General features: G+C 62.1%; 25 protein-coding genes. 13 read left to right on the top strand and 12 right to left on the bottom strand.

The window, feature by feature from the left end:
- The first annotated feature begins 115 nt into the window (after positions 1-115).
- The 3 genes from AB8A33_RS01200 to AB8A33_RS01190 all read left to right on the top strand — a co-directional run bounded on the left by AB8A33_RS01200 (position 116) and on the right by AB8A33_RS01190 (position 2,998).
- Complete coding sequence (locus AB8A33_RS01200; RefSeq protein WP_439091095.1) at positions 116-1,804, top strand: long-chain fatty acid--CoA ligase; 1,689 nt, start codon at positions 116-118, stop codon at positions 1,802-1,804.
- A gap of 54 nt (positions 1,805-1,858) precedes the next feature.
- The gene (locus AB8A33_RS01195; RefSeq protein ID WP_439091094.1) at positions 1,859-2,404 is read left to right on the top strand and encodes a DUF924 family protein; all 546 of its coding nucleotides are present in this window, start codon (positions 1,859-1,861) and stop codon (positions 2,402-2,404) included.
- A 108-nt stretch (positions 2,405-2,512) separates the two neighbouring features.
- Positions 2,513-2,998: a peroxiredoxin gene (locus tag AB8A33_RS01190; RefSeq protein ID WP_439091093.1), complete on the top strand. Its 486-nt coding sequence runs from the start codon at positions 2,513-2,515 to the stop codon at positions 2,996-2,998.
- Positions 2,999-3,200: 202 nt separating this feature from the next.
- Here AB8A33_RS01190 and rnhA read toward each other — a convergent pair whose 3' ends face one another.
- From rnhA to ispH, 3 genes are read right to left on the bottom strand one after another with little or no spacing between them, the layout of a single operon-like run.
- A complete protein-coding gene (gene rnhA, locus AB8A33_RS01185) occupies positions 3,201-3,650 on the bottom strand; it encodes a ribonuclease HI (protein ID WP_439091092.1) in 450 nt (149 codons plus the stop codon).
- A gap of 10 nt (positions 3,651-3,660) precedes the next feature.
- The gene (locus tag AB8A33_RS01180) at positions 3,661-4,641 is read right to left on the bottom strand and encodes a homoserine kinase (RefSeq protein WP_439091091.1); all 981 of its coding nucleotides are present in this window, start codon (positions 4,639-4,641) and stop codon (positions 3,661-3,663) included.
- A gap of 5 nt (positions 4,642-4,646) precedes the next feature.
- Complete coding sequence (ispH, locus tag AB8A33_RS01175) at positions 4,647-5,612, bottom strand: 4-hydroxy-3-methylbut-2-enyl diphosphate reductase (protein WP_439091090.1); 966 nt, start codon at positions 5,610-5,612, stop codon at positions 4,647-4,649.
- 257 nt (positions 5,613-5,869) lie between these two features.
- Between ispH and AB8A33_RS01170 the strand changes: the two genes are divergently transcribed.
- Positions 5,870-6,565 (top strand): DUF1013 domain-containing protein, encoded by a 696-nt coding sequence (locus tag AB8A33_RS01170; RefSeq protein WP_439091089.1) that lies wholly within the window; start codon positions 5,870-5,872, stop codon positions 6,563-6,565.
- A 101-nt stretch (positions 6,566-6,666) separates the two neighbouring features.
- On the opposite strand, the gene AB8A33_RS01165 is transcribed toward AB8A33_RS01170, so the two are convergent.
- On the bottom strand, positions 6,667-7,257 hold the full coding sequence (locus AB8A33_RS01165; protein ID WP_439091088.1) for an SMI1/KNR4 family protein: 591 nt from the start codon (positions 7,255-7,257) through the stop codon (positions 6,667-6,669).
- Positions 7,258-7,423: 166 nt separating this feature from the next.
- Between AB8A33_RS01165 and AB8A33_RS01160 the strand changes: the two genes are divergently transcribed.
- On the top strand, positions 7,424-7,753 hold the full coding sequence (locus AB8A33_RS01160; protein ID WP_439091087.1) for a potassium channel family protein: 330 nt from the start codon (positions 7,424-7,426) through the stop codon (positions 7,751-7,753).
- Positions 7,754-7,764: 11 nt separating this feature from the next.
- On the opposite strand, the gene AB8A33_RS01155 is transcribed toward AB8A33_RS01160, so the two are convergent.
- The 7 genes from AB8A33_RS01155 to AB8A33_RS01125 all read right to left on the bottom strand — a co-directional run bounded on the left by AB8A33_RS01155 (position 7,765) and on the right by AB8A33_RS01125 (position 13,820).
- Positions 7,765-7,983 (bottom strand): alkylphosphonate utilization protein, encoded by a 219-nt coding sequence (locus tag AB8A33_RS01155; protein WP_011665834.1) that lies wholly within the window; start codon positions 7,981-7,983, stop codon positions 7,765-7,767.
- A gap of 144 nt (positions 7,984-8,127) precedes the next feature.
- Positions 8,128-8,820 carry an OmpW/AlkL family protein gene (locus AB8A33_RS01150; RefSeq protein ID WP_439091086.1) on the bottom strand — a complete coding sequence of 231 codons (693 nt, stop codon included), beginning with the start codon at positions 8,818-8,820 and terminating at the stop codon, positions 8,128-8,130.
- A gap of 181 nt (positions 8,821-9,001) precedes the next feature.
- Positions 9,002-9,268: a hypothetical protein gene (locus tag AB8A33_RS01145; protein WP_315844059.1), complete on the bottom strand. Its 267-nt coding sequence runs from the start codon at positions 9,266-9,268 to the stop codon at positions 9,002-9,004.
- Between the two features lie 64 nt (positions 9,269-9,332).
- Positions 9,333-11,243: a propionyl-CoA synthetase gene (locus AB8A33_RS01140; RefSeq protein WP_439091085.1), complete on the bottom strand. Its 1,911-nt coding sequence runs from the start codon at positions 11,241-11,243 to the stop codon at positions 9,333-9,335.
- 67 nt (positions 11,244-11,310) lie between these two features.
- Complete coding sequence (locus AB8A33_RS01135; protein ID WP_439091084.1) at positions 11,311-11,844, bottom strand: tetratricopeptide repeat protein; 534 nt, start codon at positions 11,842-11,844, stop codon at positions 11,311-11,313.
- 3 nt (positions 11,845-11,847) lie between these two features.
- Entirely contained in the window at positions 11,848-12,849 is a 1,002-nt protein-coding gene (locus AB8A33_RS01130) for a tetratricopeptide repeat protein (RefSeq protein ID WP_439091083.1), read from the bottom strand.
- A gap of 29 nt (positions 12,850-12,878) precedes the next feature.
- Positions 12,879-13,820 carry a TAXI family TRAP transporter solute-binding subunit gene (locus tag AB8A33_RS01125; RefSeq protein ID WP_439091082.1) on the bottom strand — a complete coding sequence of 314 codons (942 nt, stop codon included), beginning with the start codon at positions 13,818-13,820 and terminating at the stop codon, positions 12,879-12,881.
- A gap of 206 nt (positions 13,821-14,026) precedes the next feature.
- Here AB8A33_RS01125 and AB8A33_RS01120 point away from each other — a divergent pair, with 206 nt between their 5' ends.
- From AB8A33_RS01120 to AB8A33_RS01100, 5 genes are all read left to right on the top strand, one after another.
- The gene (locus AB8A33_RS01120; RefSeq protein ID WP_439091081.1) at positions 14,027-16,042 is read left to right on the top strand and encodes a TRAP transporter permease; all 2,016 of its coding nucleotides are present in this window, start codon (positions 14,027-14,029) and stop codon (positions 16,040-16,042) included.
- 87 nt (positions 16,043-16,129) lie between these two features.
- Positions 16,130-17,086, top strand: a complete 957-nt coding sequence (locus AB8A33_RS01115) for a TAXI family TRAP transporter solute-binding subunit (RefSeq protein ID WP_439091080.1) — start codon at positions 16,130-16,132, stop codon at positions 17,084-17,086.
- Between the two features lie 38 nt (positions 17,087-17,124).
- Positions 17,125-18,096: a TAXI family TRAP transporter solute-binding subunit gene (locus AB8A33_RS01110; RefSeq protein WP_068729346.1), complete on the top strand. Its 972-nt coding sequence runs from the start codon at positions 17,125-17,127 to the stop codon at positions 18,094-18,096.
- Between the two features lie 199 nt (positions 18,097-18,295).
- Entirely contained in the window at positions 18,296-19,543 is a 1,248-nt protein-coding gene (locus AB8A33_RS01105; RefSeq protein WP_439091079.1) for an MFS transporter, read from the top strand.
- 279 nt (positions 19,544-19,822) lie between these two features.
- Positions 19,823-20,824, top strand: a complete 1,002-nt coding sequence (locus AB8A33_RS01100; RefSeq protein WP_439091078.1) for a Bug family tripartite tricarboxylate transporter substrate binding protein — start codon at positions 19,823-19,825, stop codon at positions 20,822-20,824.
- A 1,022-nt stretch (positions 20,825-21,846) separates the two neighbouring features.
- Here AB8A33_RS01100 and AB8A33_RS01095 read toward each other — a convergent pair.
- Positions 21,847-22,323, bottom strand: a complete 477-nt coding sequence (locus AB8A33_RS01095; protein WP_439091077.1) for a hypothetical protein — start codon at positions 22,321-22,323, stop codon at positions 21,847-21,849.
- A gap of 199 nt (positions 22,324-22,522) precedes the next feature.
- Between AB8A33_RS01095 and AB8A33_RS01090 the strand changes: the two genes are divergently transcribed.
- The 3 genes from AB8A33_RS01090 (at position 22,523) to AB8A33_RS01080 (ending at position 24,725) form a co-directional block, all read left to right on the top strand.
- Positions 22,523-22,837, top strand: coding sequence for a hypothetical protein (locus AB8A33_RS01090; protein WP_439091076.1), 315 nt, complete (start codon positions 22,523-22,525; stop codon positions 22,835-22,837).
- Between the two features lie 149 nt (positions 22,838-22,986).
- Positions 22,987-24,234, top strand: coding sequence for a bifunctional glutamate N-acetyltransferase/amino-acid acetyltransferase ArgJ (gene argJ / locus AB8A33_RS01085; protein ID WP_439091075.1), 1,248 nt, complete (start codon positions 22,987-22,989; stop codon positions 24,232-24,234).
- Complete coding sequence (locus AB8A33_RS01080) at positions 24,231-24,725, top strand: hypothetical protein (RefSeq protein ID WP_439091074.1); 495 nt, start codon at positions 24,231-24,233, stop codon at positions 24,723-24,725. Before argJ ends, AB8A33_RS01080 begins: the two co-directional genes overlap by 4 nt.
- The last annotated feature ends 11 nt before the right edge of the window (positions 24,726-24,736 follow it).

Below are 24,736 nucleotides of genomic sequence, written 5' to 3'. Positions count from 1 at the left end.
ACTATCATCGTTAACGCGGCCGGTTTCCGGCCGCGTCATGTTGCGCCGCGCCTTGCTATCAAGGGCAGCTTTGCTCAATACTTCCCTGAAATAATCAAATCGAGGGGGAAGTGTCATGGAGCGTATCTGGCTCAAACAATATCCGGCAGGCGTGCCAGCCGACATCGACGTCAGTCTGTATCCGTCGCTGGTCGATCTGCTCGAAGAGAGCTTTGCCAAATTCCGCGATCGCAAAGCCTTCATCTGCATGGACAAGTCGATCACCTATCGTGAGCTCGACGAAATGTCCCTGGCGCTTGGCGCCTATCTGCAGAGCAAGGGCCTCGCCAAGGGGGCCCGCGTCGCGCTGATGATGCCGAACGTGCTGCAATATCCGATCGCCACCTCCGCGGTGCTGCGCGCCGGCTATGCCGTGGTCAACGTCAACCCGCTCTACACCCCGCGCGAGCTCGAGCATCAGCTCAAGGATTCCGGCGCCGAAGCCATCATCGTGCTGGAGAACTTCGCCTCCACGGTGCAGCAGGTGATCGCCAAGACCAATGTAAAACACGTCATCCTTGGCAGCATGGGCGACATGCTCGGCTTCAAGGGCGTGATCGTCAATCTCGTGGTCCGCCGCGTGAAGAAGATGGTGCCGGCTTACGAATTGCCGGGCGCCGTCTGGTTCAACGATGCAGTCTCTGCCGGCCGCAGCATGAAGATGAAGAAGCCGGTGATCGGGCCCGACGACGTCGCCTTCCTGCAATATACCGGCGGCACCACCGGCGTTTCCAAGGGCGCGACGCTGCGCCATCGCAACATTCTGGCCAATGTGCTGCAGAACGATGCCTGGCTGCAGCCGGCACTGCGCAAGCCGCCGCATGTGGACCAGCTGTTCATCGTCTGCGCGCTGCCGCTCTATCATATCTTCGCGCTGACGGCCTGCTTCCTGCTTGCCGTGCGCGCCGGCGGCGTCAACCTCCTGATCCCGAACCCGCGCGATATGCCGGGCTTCGTGAAGGAGCTGATGAAGTATCAGGTCAACAGCTTCCCGGCCGTCAACACGCTCTATAACGGCCTGCTGAATACGCCCGGCTTCGACCAGGTGGATTTCTCCAAGCTGAAGATTTCCAACGGCGGCGGCATGGCGGTGCAGAAGGCCGTGGCCGAGCGCTGGCTGAAGACGACCGGCTGCTTCGTCGCCGAAGGCTATGGCCTGTCGGAAACCTCGCCGACGCTGACCTGTAACCCGGCCGACGTCGATCAGTTCAACGGCTCGATCGGCGTGCCAGTGCCATCGACCTACATCTCGATCCGCGACGACGACGGCAACGAAGTCCCGCTCGGCGAGCCCGGCGAGATTTGCGCCAAGGGTCCGCAGATCATGTCGGGCTACTGGAACCGGCCGGACGAGACCGCCAAGGTGATGACCGCGGACGGCTTCTTCCGCACCGGCGACATCGGCATCATGACCCCCGACGGCTTCACCAAGATCGTCGATCGCAAGAAGGACATGGTGCTGGTCTCGGGCTTCAACGTCTATCCGAACGAGGTCGAGGACGTCATCGCCAGCCATCCAGGCGTGCTGGAATGCGCCGTGATCGGCGTACCCGATCCGAAGACCACCGAGGCGGTGAAAGCCTTCGTCGTCAAGAAGGACCCGAACGTCACCGCCGAGGACATCATCAAGTTCTGCGGCACCCAGCTCACCAACTACAAGGTGCCGAAACAGATCGAATTCCGCACCGCTCTGCCGAAGACCAATGTCGGCAAGATCCTGCGCCGCGAACTCCGCGACGAGAAGAAGCAGGCCTCAGCGGCCTGACACACTGCTATAGGGTGGGCCCGCTTTCGCATGGCCCGCCCTATGGATTTCAATATGACTGCAACGACTCCCGCCGACATCATCGCCTTCTGGACAGACGCCGGCTGGGACCGCTGGTACGCCAAGAACGACGATTTCGACGCCGAAATCACCCGCCGCTTCCGTGCGCTGTGGGACGAGGCTGTCGCGGGCGGACTCGCGTCATGGGAGGCCAGTGACGAGGGCGCGCTCGCTTTGATCCTCGTGCTCGACCAGTTTCCCCGCAACATGTTCCGCAACGATCCGCGGGCCTTTTCCAGCGATCGCCTCGCTTGCGACCTTACGATCAGGGCCGTTGAGCGCGGCATCGATCAGCGCGTCGAACAGCAGATGCAGCAGTTCGTCTATATGCCGCTGATGCATTCGGAAGACCTCGCCGATCAGGAGCGCTGCTGCGCGCTGTTTCGCGCCGCCGGCGAGAGCGACAATTTGAAATATGCCGACGAGCACGCCGACATCATCCGGCGCTTCGGTCGTTTCCCGCACCGTAACCGGGTGCTGGGGCGCAGCACCACGGCGGAGGAGCAGGCGTTTCTAGATGCCGGCGGCTTCGGCGGCTGACGTCATCATGAAGCGCGCAGCAGGCCAAGTTTTGCGCAGCACATAATATTGCCCGCGTCATGCAGCCGGTCTAAACACACTCACCCTTACTTTCAGGAGAGACCGACGATGACCATTCAAGTTGGCGACAAGCTGCCCGAGTCCAAGCTCCGTGTCATGACCTCCGAAGGTCCGGCCGTGAAGACCACCGACGATATTTTCAAGGGCAAGAAAGTGGCGCTGTTCGCCGTCCCCGGCGCCTATACCGGCACCTGCCACAAGATGCATCTGCCGAGCATCTTCCTCAACGCCTATGCCATCAAGGACAAGGGCGTCGACACCATCGCGATCATCTCCGTCAACGATGTGTTCGTGATGAACGCCTGGAAGAAAGACACCGACCTGCGCGACGAAGCGACCTTCCTGGCCGACGGCAATGCCGACTTCACCAAGGCGATCGGCATGGAGCTCGACGCATCGGGCAACGGCCTCGGCATCCGCTCGCATCGCTATTCGATGCTGGTGGAAGACGGCAAGGTGACGAAGCTTAACCTCGAGCCGGCACCGGGCAAGGTCGAAGTGTCGGGCGGCGACACGCTGCTGGGTCAGCTCTGAGCTGGAACTATCTTACTTTCCCTCTCCCCAAGCGCAGCGAAGCTGCGCGCCGCGGGAGAGGGTGGATCGAACATGCGAAGCGGGTTCGAGACGGGAGAGGGATGACCGCAGGCACCGTACTTTGTGGCTACCCCCTCTCCCGCCTTCGCTTCGCGAAGGCACCCTCTCCCGCAAGGGGAGAGGGGAAAGAGAAGAGCCGCTTCTACCGGCCCCTGTTCTCCGCCAGGCCATCGCGCGACAACTGATCGGCGCGTTCGTTCTCCGCGTGGCCGGCATGGCCCTTGACCCAGTGCCAGCGCACGTCATGGGTCTTCAGCGCGGCGTCGAGCCGCTGCCACAGGTCGACATTCTTCACCGGCTTCTTGTCCGACGTCTTCCAGCCGTTTTTCTTCCAGCCGTGAATCCAGGTCATGATGCCGTTGCGCAGATACTGGCTGTCGGTGTGCAGATCCACCGAACACGGCTTCTTCAGCGCTTCCAGCGCGGAGATCGCCGCCATCAGCTCCATGCGATTATTGGTGGTGTGCGCCTCGCCGCCCTTCAGTTCCTTCTCGGCATCGCCGAACCGAAGGATCGCGCCCCAGCCGCCGGGACCGGGATTCCCCGAGCAGGCGCCGTCCGTATAGATCGTCACAGGCGTCGATGTCGTCACGCGGGCAATCTCATGCAGGCAGTTTGGGAGCTTCGACGCCGTAATCCGCCATGCAGGTCACCGACTGGTGGAAGCGCAAGATGCGGACATATTCCAGCGGGTTCTTCGGCTTCACGAAGGCGCCTTCCGGCACGTTGAGAAAATCCACCAGACGCGTAAGCAGGAAGCGGATTGCAGCACCGCGGGCCAGCAGCGGCAACACCTTCTGCTCGGCTTCGGTCAACTGCCGCACGCTGTTATAGGCGTTGAAGAATGCACGGGCCTTGGTGGCGTTGAAGGAATAGTCCTGCTCGAAGCACCAGGCATTCAGGCAGATCGCCACGTCATAGGCCAGCAGGTCATTGCAGGCGAACGGGAAGTCGATCAGGCCGGAGAGCTTGTCGCCGAGGAAGAAGACATTGTCCGGAAACAGATCCGCATGGATGACGCCGACCGGCAGATCGCCCGGCCAACGCGCGGTGAGATAATCCAGTTCGGTCTGCAGAAAGTTGAACAAGCCGTGCTGTACGCTATCCGCGCGCGGCCCCGCCGCCTCGAGCAGCGTGTGCCAACCATCCACCGAGAGCGGGTTCTTGCGCACCAGCGGGAAATCGCGCCCGGCGACATGCATCTTCGCCAGCGCTTCGCCGACACCGGCGCAATGCATTACGTTGGGACGGCGCGGCCACATGCCTTCAAGAAAATTGATGACCGCCGCCGGCCGGCCCGCGAGCGTGCTGTAGACCTCGCCATCGCGATTCTTCTGCGGCTGCGGGCAATTCACACCGCGCGCGCAGAGATGCGCCATCAGGCCTAGAAAATATGGCAGGTCATCCGCCGCCACGCGCTTCTCATAGAGCGTGAGGATATACGCGCCCTTGGAGGTGTGCAGCAGGAAGTTGGAATTCTCGACGCCTTCGGCGATGCCCTTGTAGGAGAGCAATTCGCCGATGTCGTAGCCTGTCAGAAAGTCCGCGAGATCATCGCTGGCGACATCGGTGTAAACCGCCATGGCGGTTACGCGGCGGCTTCGGGACGCAGCGAGCGCGGCAGCGGGAAGAACTCGTTTTCTTCGGCAGCCGATACGGTCTCGACATGCAGCTCATAACGCTGCGCGAAAGCATCCATGATCTCCTCGACGATCACTTCCGGCGCCGAGGCGCCCGCCGTGATGCCAAGGCTCGTGATCCCCTCGAACATGGACCAGTCGAGATCGCTGGCGCGCTGCGCCAGGACCGAGACCTTGCAGCCTTCGCGCTCGGCCACTTCACGCAGCCGCTGCGAATTCGACGAGTTCGGCGCGCCGACCACGATCAGCGCATCGACCACCGGTGCCACCTTCTTCACCGCGAGCTGGCGGTTGGTGGTGGCGTAGCAGATGTCTTCCTTGTGCGGCCCGTTGATGGTCGGGAAGCGCGCCTTGAGCACGGCGACGATCTCCGCCGTGTCGTCGATCGACAGCGTCGTCTGCGTCACGAAAGCGAGGTTGTTCGGATCCTTCGGCTGGAAGGTCTGTGCGTCCTCGGCGGTCTCGATCAGCTGGACGGCGCCCGGCGGCAGCTGGCCGACCGTACCGACCACTTCCGGATGATGGGAATGCCCAATCAGCAGGATCTCGCGACCACGTTTGAAATGGATTGCCGCCTCGCGGTGGACTTTGGTCACCAGCGGGCAGGTCGCGTCCAGCGAGAAGAAATTGCGCTGGCGTGCATCTTCCGGAACCGACTTCGGCACGCCGTGGGCGGAAAATACAACCGGTGCGGAGGTATTATCTGGAATCTCGGCCAGTTCCTCGACGAAAATCGCGCCCTTGGTCTTGAGGCTGTCCACCACATACTTGTTATGGACGATTTCGTGCCGGACATAGACCGGCGCGCCATGGATGGCGAGTGCGCGTTCGACCGTATCGATCGCCCGGACGACGCCGGCACAGAAGCCGCGCGGCGAGCAAAGCACGATTTTAAGGGGCGGTTTGGTCGTCATATCGGGCGATCCAGGGTCCTTGGAGCAGCCTCAGCCCCCAAAACGGCGGGTACGAGCGCTCAATACAACGGAAAATCAGCCAAAGGGCTTGTCTGAATAAGGACTTGGGGCCGGTTTGCGGCGGTGTCAAGGCCGAACTGTCGGGCATTGCGCGGTTGCCCTCGGACAGATTATATAGAGGCTTAATTCCCGTCATCACCGATGACCAGACGGCTTCGCCTCCCAAAGAGGTGGGCGAAGCGCAAAGGAGATTTGCCATGAGCAATGCCCCGCTGATGCCAAAGGCGACGGCCGTGTGGCTGGTCGACAATACGGCGCTGACCTTCGATCAGGTCGCCGATTTCACCAAGATGCACCCGCTCGAGATCCGCGCCATTGCCGACGGCGACGCCGCCCAGGGCATCAAGGGCATGGACCCGATTTCCAACGGTCAGCTGACCCGCGACGAGATCGAAAAGGGCGAGCAGGACAAGAATTACCGGCTCAAGCTCGAAGAGAGCAAGGTCATCCTGCCCCCTGCCGCCAAGAAGAAGGGCCCGCGCTACACCCCGGTGTCGCGCCGCCACGAGCGCCCGAGCGCGATCCTGTGGCTGGTCCGCAGCCATCCCGAGCTCAAGGACAGCCAGATCATGCGTCTGGTCGGCACCACCAAGACCACCATCGCCTCGATCCGCGACCGGACCCACTGGAACGCTTCGACCCTGACCCCGATGGATCCGGTGACCCTCGGCCTGTGCTCGCAGATCGAACTCGATTTCGAAGTGCAGCGCGCGGCCAAGGAAAAGCCGACCGATCAGGCCTATGGCGGCGCCACCCTGCTGCCGGCCTCGGAAACCACCCGCAAGGACGAGTTCGAGACCGCCGAAGGCGGCCGCGACGACCTCAATGTCGATGCCGTGTTCGCCAAGCTGAAGGGCATCGGCGGCGGCAAGAAGCAGGACGACGACGAATAAGCGCCTGCGCTGCGCACAGATGCGCGGCGGTCCTCACAGAATAAAAAACGCGGCGGGATGACCCGCCGCGTTTTTTTTGTTTCAGATGACGCGCCGCCTGCTCACGCCAGCGGGCGACGGATGCTGACATTGAAGCTGCCGTCGTCGTCATAGACCACAAGCTTGGCGAGGAAATTCGAGAACGACGTGGCGACTTCGTTGAAGCAGCCTTGCTGATGGATCATGTAAGCGAGGACATCGTCGGCATTCTGCAGATCGACACCGGCCTCGGCCAGTTCGTCGATCTCCGGAATGACGTCCTGATCGACGAAGTAGATCTTGCCCTTCGCATTGCCCTTGAAAATCTCGACGATCGGATCGCCGCCGCGACCTTCCGCCACCGGATAGCAGAAGGCGCGAAACACTTTGTCCCAGAGGCCGGCATTGGTAAGAAAAACGCGCAGGTCGTTATATTCGAAACCGGTGTCGAGACCGCGCAAATAGTTGATATAATCGAAGGTCTCGATGCCCTTGGCCAGCGGCTGCGCGCGGTCGAGATCGAAATAGAAGCCGTTATGCGCTTTAAGAAACGCCGTGTAGTCCGGTGAGAAGACGATACCCTGCTCGGCGGCAAAGGCTGCAAGGGCCTTGTCCGTGACAGGCTTGAATGTCATCGCGTCGGGATAGTCTTCGAACCTGAATTCGTTCGCCATTGTGTACTCCGCTGGTGCGTAAGGGATCCCGCCTGAGCGGTGCCTCCCTTGGTGCTGCGGAGGTAAAGCAAGGTTCATGGTCGCGCCCGACGCACAATCTTCACTTTCCAAACACCATCGAATCCTGCGACATCGCGCATGGACGGCAACGCATGGAGTGGCGACGATGGCATCTCTCTGGCTCGGTCTGGTGCGATTGCTGGCCGGCTTCCGCCGCGGCCTGCGCGATCCCGAATTTCGCGCGATCCTGTTCCTGCTGGCCATCGCCATGACCGGCGGCGCCGTGTTCTTTCACATTGCGGAAGGCTGGCCATGGATCGACGCCGCCTATTTCAGCGCGATGGCGCTCACGACCGTCGGCGACGCCACGCTGTCGCCGACCACTGCCATCGCCAAGATCTTCACGATGCTGTTCTCGATCTGTGGCATCGGACTGATGCTCGCATTCCTGTCGCGACTATCGACGTTCCGCGAGCATGAGGAAGGGCGGGAGTGATATCGTAGCCGTCACGCCTTCTTCAGAAATTCCGTGCGCAGCACCAGGCCCTTGACCTTGTCGGTGCGGCCTTCGATCTCGTCTTCATTGTCGGTGAGATGGATGTTCTTGATCACGGTGCCACGCTTGAGCACGGTGGACGAGCCTTTCAGCTTGAGGTCCTTGATCAGCGTGACGGTATCGCCTTCGGCGAGCAGCGCGCCGTTCGAATCCCTGACCTTGATGTCCATGATGTCTTCCTGATGGTGCGATGGTGTGGAGCGGCGCACCCAACAGGATGGGAGCGCCGAAAGCAACAGTTGTGCGGCAAAATGGCAAAAAAGAAGGGCCGACTGACATCGGCCCTTCAGTCACACAGTGAGAGATCGAAAGGATCAGAACTTGTAGGTGATGCCGGTGCCGACCAGCCACGGGTCGAGTTTGACCTGACCGGTGATCGCCGCACCGCTGGCCAGCGTGCCTTCCCAATCCGGGCGCATCCACATCTTCTTCACGTCGACGTTCCAGCCCCAATGCTTGTCGATCATGTAGTCGAAGCCGAACTGCAGCACCGGCGCCGCGGTGTCTTTCAGACGGCTGCTGGTCACGCCCACGCCGCTGGCACTCTGGCTGAAGAACCAGGTGTAGTTCACGCCAGCGCCGATATAGGGCTTGAAGGCGCCGAACTGCGTGAAGTGATACTGGAAGGTCAGCGTCGGCGGCAGCAACCAGGCCTTGCCGACATCGAGGCCGGCGATGGCGCCGTCACCGGTGACGTGATGCTTGGTGACGCCAAGGATCAGTTCGGCTGCGAGGTTCGGCGTGAAGAAATACGAGATGTCGAGTTCGGGAACGACCTGATCGGAGGTCTTCAGGCTGGAGCCCGGCACCTGGTGAACCGTACCACCATTCTCCGGAATGACGCCAAGCACGCGCAGACGGATCATCCAGGGATTCCACGACTCGACCACCGGCGCCTTGGTGTACGGCGTCGCCGCCGGAAGATCCGCCGCGCCTGCCGGTGTCGCCATGCTGGTCATCGCCGGTGCTGCTATCAGCAACGACATCGTCGTCAAAATTCTCTTCATCGCGAAGCGCCCTGTCTTTCGATTCGTTCGGGGTGAACGATCTCACCCGATCAAATCCGAAAGACGCTTGCGGCGGCGCTCACACGTTGATCTCAATCAAAAGCAAACGACCGCACAGCGTCTCGCCGCACGGTCGTTGCCTTTGGGTGACACAGTTTTGCGGAATATCAATCCGCCGGTGTTACGGCCGGTTTGGATTGTTCAGCATATACTCGCCGAGATTGCGCTGCGCACGGTCGGCGCGATTGATGGCATTGCTGCGCTGAACGTCGCGGTCCTTGCGGCAGGCCGCATATTCGGGCGAACCGACAGCAACACCATTGGCACGGCAGATCGCGTCATCGTCATCGCCGAGGCTCGACATCGGAATGTCGGTGCGGCGCGCGCAGGCGCCAAGCAGCGTCGCGGCCAGCGTCAGCGCAATGAGAGAGGTCGAGGTCAGTCGCATGCATGGTTCCTGTCACGTCGGTGACGCCGTGTTTAGCGCGAAATGCGGGATTTGTAAGGTCTGCTCAGACCCTCCCCTTCAGCGCCGCGCCGATTTCGTCCAGCGACTTCGGATCCTCGATGGTCGCTGGCATGGTCCAGGCGTCACCATCCGCGATCTTCTTGATGGTGCCGCGCAGGATTTTGCCGGAGCGGGTCTTTGGCAGGCGCGTCACGGCAATCGCGAGCTTGAATGCAGCGACGGGGCCGAGCTTGTCGCGCACCAGAGCGACAACTTCCTTCTCGATCTCGGCATTGGAGCGTTCGACGCCGGCTTTCAGCACCAGGAAGCCGCATGGCACCTCGCCCTTGATGCTATCCTTGATGCCCAGCACGGCGCATTCGGCGACGTCGGGATGCGAGGCCAGAATCTCTTCCATGCCGCCGGTGGAGAGGCGATGGCCAGCGACATTGATAATGTCGTCGGTACGGCCCATCACATAGACGTAGCCATCCTCGTCGAGATAGCCCGCATCGGAGGTTTTGTAATAGCCGGGGAATTCGTTGAAATAGGCGTCCTTGCAGCGCTCGTCCTGCTCCCACAATGTCGGCAGACAGGCTGGCGGCATCGGCAGCTTGATCACGATGGAGCCCATCGTGCCGGCAGGCAGCGGCTTCGCAGCTTCATCCACCACCTCGACCTTGTAACCGGGCATCGGCACCGTCGGCGAACCGTGTTTCACCGGCAACTGGCCAAGGCCCACCGGATTGCCGGCGATGCACCAGCCGGTTTCGGTCTGCCACCAGTGATCGATCACCGGCACCTTCAGTTGTTTCTCGGCCCAGTCCACCGTTGGCGGATCGGCGCGCTCTCCGGCCAGAAACAGCGTGCGGAAATGCGAGAGATCGTATTTGCGGATGAAACTGCCGTCCGGATCGTCCTTGCGGATGGCACGAAAAGCGGTCGGAGCCGTGAAGAAAGCAACGGCCTTGTGTTGGGAGATGACACGCCAGAACGCGCCGGCATCCGGCGTGCCGACCGGCTTGCCCTCATACATGACCGAGGTCGCGCCATGGAACAGCGGCGCATAGACGATGTAGCTATGGCCGACCACCCAGCCGATATCGGAGCCGCACCACCAGACCTCGCCCGGCTTCACGCCGTAGAGATTCCACATCGACCAGGCGAGCGCGACCGCGTGGCCGCCATTGTCGCGCACGACGCCCTTCGGCTTCCCGGTTGTACCGGACGTATAGAGGATGTAGAGCGGATCGGTTGCCAGCACCGGCACGCAATCCGCGGACTTCTTCGCCGCCATCGCCTTGCTGCGTAACTCGGCCCAGTCGTGATCGCGGCCGGCCACAAGATCGCAGCCATGCTGCGGGCGTTGCAGGATGATACAGCCATCGGGCTTCACGCTGGCGAGCGCGATCGCTTCATCCAGCAGCGGCTTGTATTGCACGATGCGGCCGGGCTCGATGCCGCAGCTCGCGGACAGGATCAGTTTCGGCCGCGCATCCTCGATGCGTGTTGCGAGCTCTTTCGCCGCGAAGCCGCCGAACACCACCGAATGCACCGCGCCGATGCGCGCGCAGGCCAGCATGGCGACCACAGCCTCAGGCACCATCGGCATATAGAGAATGACGCGATCGCTTTTGCCGACGCCGAGGTCCTGCAGGATGGCGCCGAGCACCTGCACCTCATGCAGCAGCTGCGCATAGGTGAATTTCCGGACCTCACCCGTCAGCGGCGAGTCGTGGATCAGCGCGACCTGATCGGCGCGGCCACCCGCGACATGGCGATCCAGCGCATTGTAGCAGGTGTTGAGCACGCCGCCGACAAACCAGCGGCCGTAAAGCCCCATCGACGGATCGAACACCTTCTTCGCCGGTTCGATCCAGTCGATCGCCTGCGCGGCCTCGCCCCAGAAGCCCGCAGGATCCGCGAGCGAGTGCGCGTGAACCTCGTGATAGCGGCTGGCATTGCGATTTGTCATTGGCGTCTCTCCCGCCCCGGCTTTACCGCCGGAGTTCATTGTCACGTCATTGTCACGGGATGGCCGGCTATTTCAAGGGTGCCTTTGGTTGTGGCTTGACTGACATCTCCACGCCGATCCGCTCGATCTCCTGCGCCAGCGCCTTGTAATTGACACGCGCTACGTCCAGTTGCGGATCGAGCTTGATCGCGGCGCCAAAATCGCGGACTGCGCGCGGCCGATCACCCTTCTTGCGCCAGAGTTCGCCGCGCGCATTGAACAGAACGGCCTGCGTCGGATCGAGCCGCAGCGCCGCATCGTAATCGGCGATGGCACGATCGGTCTCCTCCTTGCGGGTGTAGACACCGGCGCGCGCAATCAACGCTTTCAGCCGGTCGGGCCGGTCGGTCTTTTCGTTGTCGATCAGCGTGCTGCAAACTGCGAGAATCTTCTCGTCATCGCCGGACGCAACAGCCGCAACGCACAGCGCGGGATCGACGGGCACGGCGGCTGCGGGCTCATTGACTGCTGGCCATGCCCTGTCGAGAGCCACGCAACATAATACGAACACGACGCTGATCACGCGCAGTACGCTGCCCATATATGAAACGCGACAAGTCATCGTCTATCGCGTGCTCGCATCGGCGGATGGATGCAATCCGATCGCCGACTTGCGCGCCGCCACCCGATATTTCTCAAGCTGCTTGCGATGTCGCAAAGCGATATCCAGCGTTGAATCGATCTGAACGGCTGCGTCGAAATCGGCCAGCGCGCGCGCAGGGTCACCCTTGTCGCGCCAGGCGACGCCGCGATTGTTGTAGGCCATCGCCAGCTCGGGCTGAAGCTGCAGCGCCGTCGTGTAGTCGGTGATAGCGCGATCATATGCGCCGCTGAGGCTGAACGAATTTCCGCGATTCACGAAATAGCTGGCCTTCGGCTCCAGCCTGATTGCCGCGTCGAAATCCGCAATCGCGCGGGTATAGGCATTGTTGCGTGCATAGGACCGCCCGCGCGCATCGTAGTGTTCCGCGGTCGGCTCCAGACGAATGATGTCGCTCTGGTCGTCGATGACCAGATCGAAGCGTTTGACCTTGGCATAGGCGGCGGCGCGATCGATGAGACCCTGCACCCGCGTCGGATCGAGGCGAACTGCTTCAGTATAGTCGCGAACTGCGAGGCGATTTTCATGCATGGCCGCGAAAGTCGCAGCGCGCCCCGCGAACAGCTGGGCGTCATGCGGATCCAGCTTGATGGCCCTATCGAAATCATCGAGCGCACGATCGAACTTCTTGCCGGCCGCAAGTGCCTTGCCGCGGGCTTCGAGCGCTGCTGCAGAGAGAGGATCGAGCTGAACCGCCAGATCGCCATCCGCAACGGCGAGGTCGACCTGTTCCAGCCTGAGTTGCAGCCCGGCGCGCACGATCAGGGCATGAACGCGATCCGGCAATGCCGCCGTCGAGCCGATCACCAGGCCGCAGATGCCGAGCATCTGCTCGGGCGGCAAGGCGTCATCATTCGCGCAGGTGGCAGCGGCCTCGGCCGCACCCTGCGCCCGGACGGCCGCAGAGGGCAGCGATGGCGCCGCAAGAGCGGCGCACAGAACCAACGTCCGAAACGAATGACCCATAAAAGCCCCAGCAAGCCAGCCGGAATACTCTACCTGATCAGGCCCCGCTCCCGATAGTAGCGCAACGCGCCGGGATGCAGTGGCACCGGACTTTTGCTCACGGCGCTCGCCAGCTTGATCTCGTGGCCGGCACGGTGCGCGATGGCCAATTCGTCGAGGCCGTCGAACAGGCGCTTCGTCATCTGATAGACGAGTTCATCCGGCACGGCATTGCTCGTCACCAGATAGTTCATCACCGATGCAGTCGGCACGGATTTGTCCTGGCTGACATAGGTCCCGGCTGGAATCCTGTCTGGCTTGAACGGCGCGCCGATCTTTTTCACCAGGGGCGGCGGCACCGGCACGATGACGATATCCGTGGCTTCGCTGAGTTCCTTGATCGACGTGACACCGAGACCGGCAGACTGCAGCGTCGCGTCCAGCTTTTTCTCGATCATCATCGTGGTAGATTCGGCAAAGGAGACATACCTGATCTCGCCGAGATTTTCGTAGCGCAGCCCCGCAGCGCCGAGAATGGCACGGGCGTTCAACTCGGTGCCCGATCTCCGCTCGCCAACCGAGAGGCTTCGGCCCTTGAGATCGCTCAGCGTCCTGATCCCGCTCTCTTTGGTGGCAACGATCTGGATGTAATTCGGATAGAGCGCGCCGATCACCCGCAACCGGTCCTGCTTGCCGTCGAAGCCCGCCGTGGCATTGCCGGCCCAGGCGTCCTTCAGGGCATCGCCAAGCGCAAAACCCACCTGCCCGGTGCCTTGCTGCAGCCGCGAGAGGTTCTCGACCGAACCATCGGTTGTCTGCACCTGAACTTTCGCGCCGGGAATATCCGCATAGATCATCGCGATCGACACGCCGAGCGGAAAATAGATCCCGGACGTATTGCCGGTCAGCAGCGTGATCGACGGCTCGGCGCATGCCGCTGCGCTGCACATGACGACCACAGTCGTCATGGCCGCTATCAGACGCTCCCTCATACTCATTTTATTCCTGTCATTCAGGCCGCGAACGTGAACCGCAGCCCTCATGCGGTCAACGGCGTCACCACAGCGAACGCCGTTGCCGCGACGAAAGTTTCACCGGTAAGCCCTTGCGCCAGCCGGGTAAAACGGCATGAATGCGCCGCACTCAGAATAATAAGGCCGGCAAAGCCGGCTGCGGGAAATATCCCGGGGGATGAAACATGGCTGACCAGAAATCAAACGCGAGCGATGACACCGTTGCCGTCTCCGACGAGGCATTGGCGAAGGCTGAAGCCTTCATCGAAGCCGATGAAGGCGCAACAAATCGCCTGCTGGGCTGGGCCGGAACGATCTCCACCGGTATCGCCGTGGTGATGAGCCTGTTTCATCTCTATGCCGCGTACGCGATCGTGCCGACGCAGGAACTGCGTTACGTCCACGTCGCCTTCACATTGGTCCTGAGCTTCCTGCTATTCCCCGTCGCCGCCCGCTTCCGCAACCGCGTGCGCTGGTGGGACATCGTGCCGGGCATCGTCGCCATCGGCACCATCGTCTATGCGCTGTGGGGCGGCGACGACTTCACCGACCGCGCCACGCTGCCAGATCATATGGACGTCATCGTCGGCATCGTCTTCATCGTGCTGCTGCTGGAAGCGACGCGCCGTACCACGGGCCTGATCATGCCGGTCGTGTCCGTGTTCTTCATCGCCTATGCGATGCTCGGTCCGCATCTGCCGGCGCCATGGACCCATCGCGGCTATGACCTGCCGCGTCTCGTCGGCCATCTCTTCATCACGCTGGAGGGCATCTTCGGCGTCGCGGTCGACGTGTCGGCCACGCTGATCATCCTGTTCACGATCTACGGCGCCTTCCTGTCGATGTCCGGCGCTGGAAAATTCTTCATCGATTTCTCGCTGTCGTTGATGGGGAACAAGTCGAACGCCGCGGGCCGCACCGTGGTGCTGTCCTCGTTCCTGCTCGGCGGGCCTTCCGGCTCCGGCGTCGCTACCACGGTGATGATCGGCACCGTTGCCGCCCCGATGCTGGCCAAGGCCGGTTTCGAGAAGAACGCTGCCGGCGGCTTGCTGGCCGCAGGTGGTCTCGGCGCGATCTTGTCGCCGCCGGTGCTCGGCGCTGCCGCGTTCCTGATCGCCGAATTCCTCAAGATCAGCTATCTCGACGTGATCTGGATGGCGACCATTCCGACCTGTCTCTACTACCTGTCGCTGCTGATCATGGTCGAGATCGACGCCAAGCGATACGGCGCCCACAATGTTAATGTCAGGCCTGAGCTCAGCCTCGGCGTGATGATGAAGCGTTACGGGTTCCACTTCATCTCTCTGCTCGCCGTCGTCGTCTTCATGATCATCGGCTACTCGCCATCGCTGTCCGTGTTCTACGCCACCTGCGTCACCTTCGTGCTCAGTTTCCTGCGCAAGGATACCGCGCTGGTGCCGAAGAAGCTGGTGAAGGCACTGGCCGACGGCTCGATCGGCGCACTCAACGCCGCAACCACCTGCGCCTGCGCCGGCATCGTGGTCGGCGTCGTCACGCTCACCGGCCTCGGCCTCAAGTTTTCGTCGATCGTGATTTCCTACGCGGGCGGCAGCCTGCTGCTAACGGCGATCTATACGGCACTGATCGTCTGGATCATCGGCCTCGCGGTGCCGGTCACCGCGTCCTACATCATCTGCGCGGTGATCGCGGCACCGGCGCTGATCAAGCTCGGCGTGCCTGACTACGCCGCCCACATGTTCATCTTCTATTATGCGGTGCTCTCGGAAGTCTCACCTCCCACCGCGTTGTCGCCCTTCGCAGCCGCTGCCATTACCGGCGGCGATCCCTACAAGACCACGCTGCAATCGTGGAAATACACGCTACCGGCCTTCCTGGTGCCATTCGTCTTCGTCTGCGATCCGCAAGGCGTCGGCCTGCTGCTGAACATTCCGAAGGGCGGCTCCTGGGTGGATATCGTCGAGATCACCCTCAAGACCACCTGCGGCCTGCTCGCGCTCGCCGCCGTCGCGCAGAACTGGGGCCTGCGACAAAATACGCCAGTGGAGCGCGGTCTGCTTCTGCTATCGGGATTACTGCTGGTGTTCCCTAGCCTGATCGAGGCAATCATCGAATCGATCATCGGTCGTGACATCAGCTACACATTCGTGCCCGGCCTCATCATCGGTCTCGGCGTATTGGTGTGGCAGGCAAGGACGAGGGTGCAACCGTTACCGGCATGACCAACGACAGAAACGAATAACGTCAAGTTATCGCATGACAGCGGACGCCGCAGATAAGCGGCGCCGCCGACTTCAGGGAGTGACGCGATGAGATGGACAGCTTTCAGCCTTGCTCTGCTCGGGATCGTCTGCATGGCGACCGGCGCTTTTGCGGAAGACAAGACCATCGCCATTGCCACCGGCGGCACCGGCGGCATTTTCTATCCGCTCGGCGGCGGCCTCGCGAACCTGCTGTCGAAGAAGCTGCCGCACACCCAAGCCACCGGTGAAGTCACCGGCGGCAGCGTCGACAACATCAAGCTGCTGGAAACCGGCCAGGCCGATCTCGGCTTCATGACCGGCGACGTCGCGTCCGATGCCGTGAAGGGCGAGAACAAATTCAAGAAGCCCGTTCCGCTACGCACCATCGTCGCCGTCTATTCCAGCCCGGTGCATGTGGTGACCATCGCCGGCACTGGCATCGAGAAATTCGCCGATCTTAAAGGCAAGCGCATTTCCGGCGGCGCGCCGGGCAGCGCCACCGAGGCGCAAACCTTCCGTCTGCTCGAGGCAGCCGGCCTCGACAAGGACAAGGACGTCAAGCGCGAGCGGTTGTCGGTGGCGGAATCCGCATCTGCGCTCAAGGATCGCAAGATCGATGCCTTCTTCTGGGGCGGCGGCGTGCCGACCGCCGCCGTCGTCGACCTCGCCGCAACGCCTGGCGTCACCATCAAGCTGATCGACATCGATTACCTGCTCGAGCCCATCGTGAAAAAATACGGACAGATCTTCGCACCCAGCGTGATCAAGGCCGGCAGCTATCCGGGCCAGACCACCGACAGCCGTGGCTTTGCCGCCTGGAACCAGATCATGGCCACCGACAAGATGTCGGACGAGACGGCCTACGCAATCACGAAAACGATCTTCGAGAACAAGGCCGATCTCGTCGCCGTCCATAAAGAGGCGGAGAACATCAATCTCGCCACGCAGACACCAGCGCAATCGCCGGCGCCCTATCATCCCGGCACGCTGAAATATCTCAAGGAAGTCGGCGCGGTGAAATAGTCACCGCGACATCATCAAAACTGGAGGAGAGGACAACCATGTTCAAGCGTTTCAGAAAGACATCGATTGCCGTGGCGCTGGTCGCCACTGCCGGCCTTGCAGGCGCGGCCATCGCGCAACAGAAGACCATGGCGATCGGCACCGGCGGCACCGGCGGTGTCTATTATCCGCTCGGCGGCGCCATCGCCAATGTGCTGTCCAAGGCGCTCCCGAACACCCAGGCCACCGCGGAAGTCACCGGCGGTTCGGTCGATAACCTCAAGCTGATCGCCTCGGGCCAGAGCGAACTCGGCTTCAGCATGGCCGATGCCGCGCTCGATGCGCTGAACGGGCAGGACAAGTTCAAGAGCGGCAAGGTCCCGCTGCAGACCTTGCTCGTGGTCTATCCGAACCGCATGCATATCGTGACCATCGAAGGTGCCGGCATCGAAAAGATGTCGGATCTCAAGGGCAAGCGCGTCTCCACGGGCTCGCCGGGCGGCGCCACCGAGGTGATGGCGTTCCGCGTCATCGAGGCCGCCGGTCTCGACAAGGATAAAGATATGAAGCGCGAGCGTCTCGGCGTCGCTGAGTCCGTCAACGCCATCAAGGACCGCAAGATCGACGCCTTCTTCTGGGTCGGCGGCGTGCCGACCGCCGCCGTCACCGATCTCGCCGCCACACCCGGCATGAAGATCAAGTTCGTCGACCATGCCGACCTCGCCGCCAAGATGAACGAGAAATACGGCAAGCTGTATTCGCCCTCGACCATCAGCAAGAGCATCTATCCCGGCATGGACAAGGACAACGCCAATACCGAAGTCTGGAACATCATCGTCACCGGCAACAAGATGAGCGATGACGACGCCTACAACATCGTCAAGACGCTGGTGGAAAAGAAGGCCGACATCGTCGCCGTCCACAAGGAGGCCGAGAGCTTCTCGCTCGACAACCAGGTGCAGGAGCGCTCCCCGGTCCCGTTCCATCCAGGCGCGCTGAAATACTTCAAGGAAAAGGGCATCGGGAAGTAAGACCACATCCGATACAGCGGGCGTGATGGAGGCCGCGATGCACATGCATCGCGGCCTTTGTTTTGCGATATTCTCTCCACGTCGTCCCCGCTTGCGCGGAACGACAACTGATAGAACCGCGTGGACAACGAATACCGTGGAACCAGATCAACCAACCGCCGTTGCCTGCCGGGCACCTCACGTGCCGTGAGGACCACGCGTGCACGACGCCGACAAGACCAAACATCCCCTCGACGCACTGAACTTCTTTCTTGCCGATGTCCGCGATGGCCTGGGGCCCTATCTCGCGATCTATCTCCTCACGGTCCAGAAATGGGATGAAGCCTCGATCGGCATCGTGATGTCGGTCGCCGCCCTCGCCGGGATCGTCGCGCAGACCCCTGCCGGCGCCCTGATCGACAAGACCACGGCCAAGCGCGCAGCCGTCGTTGTGGCCGCCGTCATCGTCACGCTCGGTTCGATCGTGCTGCCGCTCTATCCGGGCTTCCTGTTCGTCGCGACGACGCAGGCGCTCACCGGCGTCGCTGCCGCCATCTTCGCGCCGGCACTGGCCGCGATCACGCTCGGCATTGTCGGCCCCAGAGCCTTCGCCCGGCGCATCGGCCGCAACGAGGCCTTCAACCATGCCGGCAATGCGACGGCGGCGACATTGGCCGGCATCTTCGCCTATGCCTTCGGGCCCATCGTCGTGTTCTGGCTGATGGCGGCCATGGCCGCCGCGAGCATTGTCGCGACGCTGACGATCCCCGCCGACGCCATCGATCACCAGATGGCCCGCGGCCTCGGCGATCTCGACGAGACCCACGAGCACGATGCCGCCGAACGGCCATCCGGCTTTCAGGTGCTGCTGACCTGCAAACCGCTCCTGATATTTGCCGCTGCCACCGTGCTGTTTCATTTCTCCAATGCAGCGATGCTGCCGCTGGTCGGCCAGAAACTCGCACTGGTGAACAGCGAGCTCGGCACCACGCTGATGTCGGTCTGCATCGTCGCGGCACAATTGGTGATGGTGCCGGTCGCCATGCTGGTCGGCCGCAAGGCCAATGTCTGGGGCCGCAAACCGATCTTCGCCTGCGCGCTCGCAGTGCTGGCCCTTCGCGGCGCGCTGTATCCGCTCTCGGACAATCCCTACTGGCTGGTCGGCGTGCAAACCCTCGACGGCATCGGCGCCGGAATCTTCGGCGCGATCTTCCCGCTTGTTGTCGCGGACCTCACTTACGGCACCGGCCACTTCAATATCAGCCAGGGCGCGATCGCGACGGCGGCGGGGCTGGGCGGCGCGCTCAGTACCGCGATTGCTGGCGTGATCGTGGTCAAGGCCGGCTACAGCGCTGCATTCCTGGCGCTTGCCGCTTTGGCGGGCCTAGGCTTCATCCTGTTCGTCGTCGCCATGCCGGAAACGCGACCTTCCGACGCACGTCATCACGCGTTAGTACCGAATGCTTAAGGATGGTATTGCATTGCGGTAGCAACCCGCAGTGCAGCATAGTACCATCTACCCAGTACGTTCCCATGCATGTTGTCCATGGAAACGCCTGATCGGGAGAAGCTGAAGGACCTGCCGGTTGCGCAGATGAGGCACAGGAGCGGACCGTCTTCGGGTTCGTTACCCCAGCCGTGCCGGTTCCCACTTGATCCCGGCCTCCCGTCATTGTCTTAAACACCCTCAATCAGATCGCGCGTCGCAGCCGCGTGGCCTGCCCGATATGCAAAAGGACTCTTCGAGATGTCATCATCGACCCGCTTCCCGTCCCGCCGCTCCGTGATCCTCGGCGGCGCGGCTGCCCTCGGCACCCTGCCGATCCTGTCGCGCCGCGCCAGCGCCGCAGAGTGGCCCACCAAGCCGGTGAAGTTCATCGTCCCGTTCGCGGCCGGCGGCACCACCGACATTCTGGCCCGCGTCGTCGCGCAGAAGATGTCCGAAGAGATGGGCCAGCAATTCATCGTCGAGAACAAGGCCGGCGCCGGCGGCAACATCGCCGCTGATTTTGTCTCCAAGGCCGAAGGCGACGGCTACACCTTCCTTGTCGGCACGCCCGGCACCCACGCCATCAACAAGTTCGTGTTCAAGAACATGACCTATGATCCGGTCAAGGATCTGGCGTCGGTCATCGTGATCGCCAAGGTGCCGAACCTGTTCTCGGTGACCAACTCGCTGCCGGCCAAGAGCGTGAAGGAATTCATCGAGCTCGCCAAGGCCAAGCCGGACGAATATTTCTACGGCACGCCGGGCCTCGGCTCGACCGCGCATCTGTCGACCGAACTGTTCAAATCGATGACGGGCGTGAAGCTGACCCACGTGCCCTACAAGGGCAGCGCCCCCGCGCTCACCGACCTGATCGGCGGCCGCGTCCATGTGATGATCGACAACCTGCCGGCGGCGCAGCCCTTCGCGGAGAGCAACCAGATCCGCGCACTCGCCGTTTCCACCAGCAAGCGCTGGGAGCCAATGAAGGACATTCCGACCATCGCGGAAGCTGGCGTTCCCGGCTACGACGCCGCCTCCTGGTTCACCATCGCAGCGCCGGCCAAGACGCCGAAGGAGATCATCGCGAAGCTCAATGCCTCGACCGACAAGTTCATCAAGTCGGCCGACGGCACCGCCCGCCTGATCAAGCTCGGCGCCGATCCGACCGGCGGTTCGCCGGCCGACATGGATGCCTATGTGCAGTCTGAAATCGAAAAGTGGGGCAAGGTCGCCCAGTTCGCCGGCATCAAGCCGGAGTAAGCACAGCGCAGGATTGGCAGGGCGTTTCATACGCCTGCCTGTCTCGCTCCGATACACGTCAAGAGATCGAAGGGCATGCGCATCCGCGCGTGCCCTTTTTGTTTTGGGCGTGGTGGGCGCCTGCTTCACACTCGTCATTCCGGGGCGCACGAAAGCGGCGAAGCCGCGAAGTGCGAACCCGGAATGACAGTGTGGGGCGGCAAGCAGCGCCTAAACATTTTTTCCTATCTCCCATTGACAACACCCCCATCAGGTTTATATTCCCCTCCGTCCGGCCCCGATGAGAGGGGCGAGCGCGATCGTCACGTTCGCGGGGCTGGATGCGGTGGACGCCGGAGATGCGGCGTTACGTGGTTTGGGGGTGACGTCTGTCTTCGGGCAGCACGGATCTGCGCCAGCACTGCCACTGGCAAGGAGACGGCCGAGTTTGGGATGGAAAGACGCCCTGGACAGTGTGACGGACGACCAAAGTCAAAACGTGTCCGGCCTATTCGCTTGAGGCTCCCTTCCCATCGCCTTGGGACTTTAATTCGGTGATCGGATCGTTCGCTGAGGCAAAGTGCAAGCAACCGAAAAAACACCGCATGCGGAACGTCGGGCAATCGCTCGGCGCCTCCGAAAGTCCTGATGCACTCTAAATTGCGGAAGACCGCATTCGCATCAGGCCCAAGGGTGCAACGGGCACCCGGCGTTCCGCACGCCCTCTCACAGGGGGGGCGGGAATGCGAAACACGACGGCGCCCCCGCGCCGCAAATAATGGGGGTGATGACGCATGTCTGAAGGGCTGTGGCTGTTTGACATTCACATCTGCAACGACGCACAGGGGCCAGCGATATCCCTCCCCCAAGCGAAGCGCAGTGGGGAGGGTCGGCCGATAGGCCGGGGTGGGGTCTCCCCCCCACGGAAGGACGGCGCTTGCTGCACCACCCCACCCGTCTCGATGCTCGCTGAAAGCTCGCATCGATCCACCCTCCCCACTGCGCGGCTTCGCCGCTTGAGGGAGGGAAAAAAGGAAGATCGTCTATTCGAATTTCATATCGATGCAGCGCGACACGTCCGAGCCGAGCCCCGACGGGATCGTGACACAGCCACGAATTTTCTGCTGGGTGTTGTCGCTCACCCACATGGCAAAGCCACCATTGCCGAAGAACGAATTGGTGTTCGGCGGTTCGGTCTCGGTCGCATCAAACGAATAGGCGGAGTCGGTGTCGAACACGCGCGGCTTCTTCACGCAGGCGCCATCGCTCTGGACGTTGATGACTTCCTTGGCGTCGCGCGTCATCGACAGCGACACCGAGCAACGGAAATATTCGGAGGTCTTGGTGTTGAACAGATAGGCGTAGGAGCGGCAGGTCGCCGTGCTCAGCTTGCCGGCACTGAGGCCGCGGCCGCAGGAAATACGCTGGTTGTTGCTGAGCTTGTAATCATCCGCCGCAGCAAGACCGGGCGCCAATACCACCGCGCCCACAACCAGAAGACTTTTCACGATCGCTCGCATTGTCGAATCATCCCCATCGCCGAATTCATCGTGGACCGGCTTAGCCCGAATGCGAAAGATAGTCGCCAGACCAGGCTTGCGAAATAACAAACTCTGTCGCGACCGCATGTCGTATTGACGGCCTGTTGCCGTTCGTGATTTGTTCAAGACAACCGCGCAGTCGCGATGCACTTTCAAAAGCACTTTTCGGAGAATTGGGATGACCGCTCGAGCCTTTACGATGCTGTGCGCCACGGCGCTGGTGACATCGGCCCTGGCCGGCCCTGCACTTGCTCAGGCACCGACGCCGGGCACGGTCCCTTGGGTGCTCTCGCCCGACATGGGCTATGGCTACGACGCGTCCGGCAAGACCTTCGCGTACAAGATGGGCACCAACAATGCCAAGTTTCTGCTGAAAGGCGCCAAGAAAGTGCCGAAGAACACGCTCTTCTTTATCGGCGAGAACGGCCAGCTCTATATGCGCAGCGGCCCGTTCCTCGAAGACGACGGCAAGTTCAAATTCGGCCCGGGCTAGTCCCGGTTTTCGGACAGGATCATGCGCAACCGGACGGGTGCCGCATGACGGAGATATGACATTGCTCCCTTCTCCATGAAGCCCTCTCCCACCACGGTGGCGGAGGTGATACAGAGCGCTTCATCTTTTTACGAAAGCTGAAAGCACTCATGGCCAAGCCGTCCCCCGTCTCCCCCCTCGCCCCGACCGACGTTCCCGAGATGCCCGCCATTGCAGGCGTGCGCCTCGCCACCGCCGCCGCCGGCATCCGCTACAAGGGCCGCACCGACGTGCTGCTCGCGGTGATGGACAAGGGCACGGCGGCAGCGGGCGTGTTCACCAAGTCGAAGTGTCCGTCGGCTCCCGTGGAATGGTGCCGCGCGGTGCTGAAAAACGGCAAGGCGCAGGCGCTGGTGGTCAATTCCGGCAATGCCAATGCCTTCACCGGCAAGACCGGCAAGGCCTCCACCAAACTCACCGGCGACATCGCCTCCAAGGCCGTCGGCTGCAAGCCGAACGAGATCTTCCTGGCCTCGACCGGCGTGATCGGCGAACCGCTCGACGCCACCAAGTTCAACGGCGTGCTCGCCACACTGGCGGAAAGCGCCGGACCTGATGGCTGGATGGATGCCGCCAAGGCGATCATGACCACCGACACTTTCCCGAAGGTCGCGACCGCCACCGTGAAACTCGGCAAGGCCAAGGTTACCATCAATGGCATGGCCAAGGGCGCGGGCATGATCGCGCCCGACATGGCGACGATGCTGTCCTTCATCTTCACCGATGCGCCGATCAGCGCGCCCGCATTGCAGGCACTCCTGAAGGCCGGCGTGGAAGATTCGTTCAACGCCGTAACCATCGACGGCGACACCTCGACCTCCGACACGCTCTTGATGTTCGCCACCGGCGCGGCAGCCGCACAGGGCGCACCGAAGATCACCAAGGCCAACGATATCAGGCTGAAACCCTTCGTGAAGGCGCTGAACGTTATTCTCAACGATCTCGCCGAACAGGTCGCACGCGACGGCGAAGGCGCGCGCAAGCTGATCGAGATCATCGTCGACGGCGCGACCACCAAGGCCTCGGCACGCAAGATCGCCATGTCGATCGCCAATTCGCCGCTGGTGAAGACCGCCGTGGGCGGCGAAGACGCCAATTGGGGCCGCGTGGTGATGGCCGTCGGCAAGGCCGGCGAGCCCGCCAATCGCGACAAGCTCTCAATCTGGTTCAATGGCATCCGCGTCGCCAAGTCAGGCGCGCGCGATCCGTCCTATAATGAGACCGAAGTCTCGAACGCGATGAAGAACCCGGAGATCCAGATCAAGGTCGCCCTCGGCCTCGGCAAGGGCCGCGACCGCGTGCTCACTTGCGATCTCACCAAGGAATATATCGCGATCAACGGCGACTACCGGTCGTGAAGAGGATCGCCGCGGGCATCGGTCTGGCGGCGATCGTCTTTTCGAGGGAGGCCTTGGCCAAGGATCTGCCGGTCGGGCGCATGCGGCGCGCGACCGAGAGCAACAAGGAAGTCGGCATCGGCATTGGCGCACGCTGGAACAATGCCTGCAAGAGCGTCGGCGTTCCGCAGGTTCAGCTCGACACCGCACCCGCTCATGGTTTCGTCTGCCTGCGCAGCGGCCTAGTCAGACCGAGCAATGTGTTGTTCGGTGGCGCCAAGCACTGCATGCCGTTGGAAATCGAAGGCGTGGAGGTTGTGTATCGGTCCCGCCCGGGGTTCGACGGCACGGATACGCTCGGCTATACGCTGAAATTTCCGCGCGGTACGAAGCCGTTGATTGTCGATATCCGCATCAAGCCCGCTGCAGGCGTTGCGCGCAAGGACAATGACCCGACGTTCACGCGCCAGCCTCCGGGCGAGGTTCCAAGCTGCGCAGCGCTAGTCTCTTGAAGTGAGATATA

The sequence above is a fragment of the Tardiphaga sp. 813_E8_N1_3 genome, from assembly GCF_051811025.1.
In the GTDB taxonomy this organism is placed as follows: Bacteria; Pseudomonadota; Alphaproteobacteria; order Rhizobiales; family Xanthobacteraceae; genus Tardiphaga.
Note: the sequence above shows the minus strand (reverse complement) of the source record. Positions and strands in the feature narration are given on the sequence as shown.

Bases quoted from the DNA above. Each gene is read 5' to 3' on its own strand.
- AB8A33_RS01115 (WP_439091080.1), top strand. From the start codon at position 16,130: ATGAGATGGACAGCTTTCAGCCTTGCTCTGCTCGGGATCGTCTGCATG.
- AB8A33_RS01100 (WP_439091078.1), top strand. From the start codon at position 19,823: ATGTCATCATCGACCCGCTTCCCGTCCCGCCGCTCCGTGATCCTCGGC.
- AB8A33_RS01165 (WP_439091088.1), bottom strand. From the start codon at position 7,257: ATGGCGAACGAATTCAGGTTCGAAGACTATCCCGACGCGATGACATTC.
- AB8A33_RS01135 (WP_439091084.1), bottom strand. From the start codon at position 11,844: ATGACTTGTCGCGTTTCATATATGGGCAGCGTACTGCGCGTGATCAGC.
- AB8A33_RS01170 (WP_439091089.1), top strand. From the start codon at position 5,870: ATGAGCAATGCCCCGCTGATGCCAAAGGCGACGGCCGTGTGGCTGGTC.
- AB8A33_RS01140 (WP_439091085.1), bottom strand. From the start codon at position 11,243: ATGACAAATCGCAATGCCAGCCGCTATCACGAGGTTCACGCGCACTCG.
- AB8A33_RS01125 (WP_439091082.1), bottom strand. From the start codon at position 13,820: ATGAGGGAGCGTCTGATAGCGGCCATGACGACTGTGGTCGTCATGTGC.
- AB8A33_RS01145 (WP_315844059.1), bottom strand. From the start codon at position 9,268: ATGCGACTGACCTCGACCTCTCTCATTGCGCTGACGCTGGCCGCGACG.
- AB8A33_RS01150 (WP_439091086.1), bottom strand. From the start codon at position 8,820: ATGAAGAGAATTTTGACGACGATGTCGTTGCTGATAGCAGCACCGGCG.
- argJ (WP_439091075.1), top strand. From the start codon at position 22,987: ATGGCCAAGCCGTCCCCCGTCTCCCCCCTCGCCCCGACCGACGTTCCC.
- AB8A33_RS01130 (WP_439091083.1), bottom strand. From the start codon at position 12,849: ATGGGTCATTCGTTTCGGACGTTGGTTCTGTGCGCCGCTCTTGCGGCG.
- AB8A33_RS01160 (WP_439091087.1), top strand. From the start codon at position 7,424: ATGGCATCTCTCTGGCTCGGTCTGGTGCGATTGCTGGCCGGCTTCCGC.
- AB8A33_RS01090 (WP_439091076.1), top strand. From the start codon at position 22,523: ATGACCGCTCGAGCCTTTACGATGCTGTGCGCCACGGCGCTGGTGACA.
- AB8A33_RS01155 (WP_011665834.1), bottom strand. From the start codon at position 7,983: ATGGACATCAAGGTCAGGGATTCGAACGGCGCGCTGCTCGCCGAAGGC.
- AB8A33_RS01200 (WP_439091095.1), top strand. From the start codon at position 116: ATGGAGCGTATCTGGCTCAAACAATATCCGGCAGGCGTGCCAGCCGAC.
- AB8A33_RS01195 (WP_439091094.1), top strand. From the start codon at position 1,859: ATGACTGCAACGACTCCCGCCGACATCATCGCCTTCTGGACAGACGCC.
- AB8A33_RS01110 (WP_068729346.1), top strand. From the start codon at position 17,125: ATGTTCAAGCGTTTCAGAAAGACATCGATTGCCGTGGCGCTGGTCGCC.
- AB8A33_RS01190 (WP_439091093.1), top strand. From the start codon at position 2,513: ATGACCATTCAAGTTGGCGACAAGCTGCCCGAGTCCAAGCTCCGTGTC.
- AB8A33_RS01120 (WP_439091081.1), top strand. From the start codon at position 14,027: ATGGCTGACCAGAAATCAAACGCGAGCGATGACACCGTTGCCGTCTCC.
- ispH (WP_439091090.1), bottom strand. From the start codon at position 5,612: ATGACGACCAAACCGCCCCTTAAAATCGTGCTTTGCTCGCCGCGCGGC.
- AB8A33_RS01180 (WP_439091091.1), bottom strand. From the start codon at position 4,641: ATGGCGGTTTACACCGATGTCGCCAGCGATGATCTCGCGGACTTTCTG.
- AB8A33_RS01095 (WP_439091077.1), bottom strand. From the start codon at position 22,323: ATGCGAGCGATCGTGAAAAGTCTTCTGGTTGTGGGCGCGGTGGTATTG.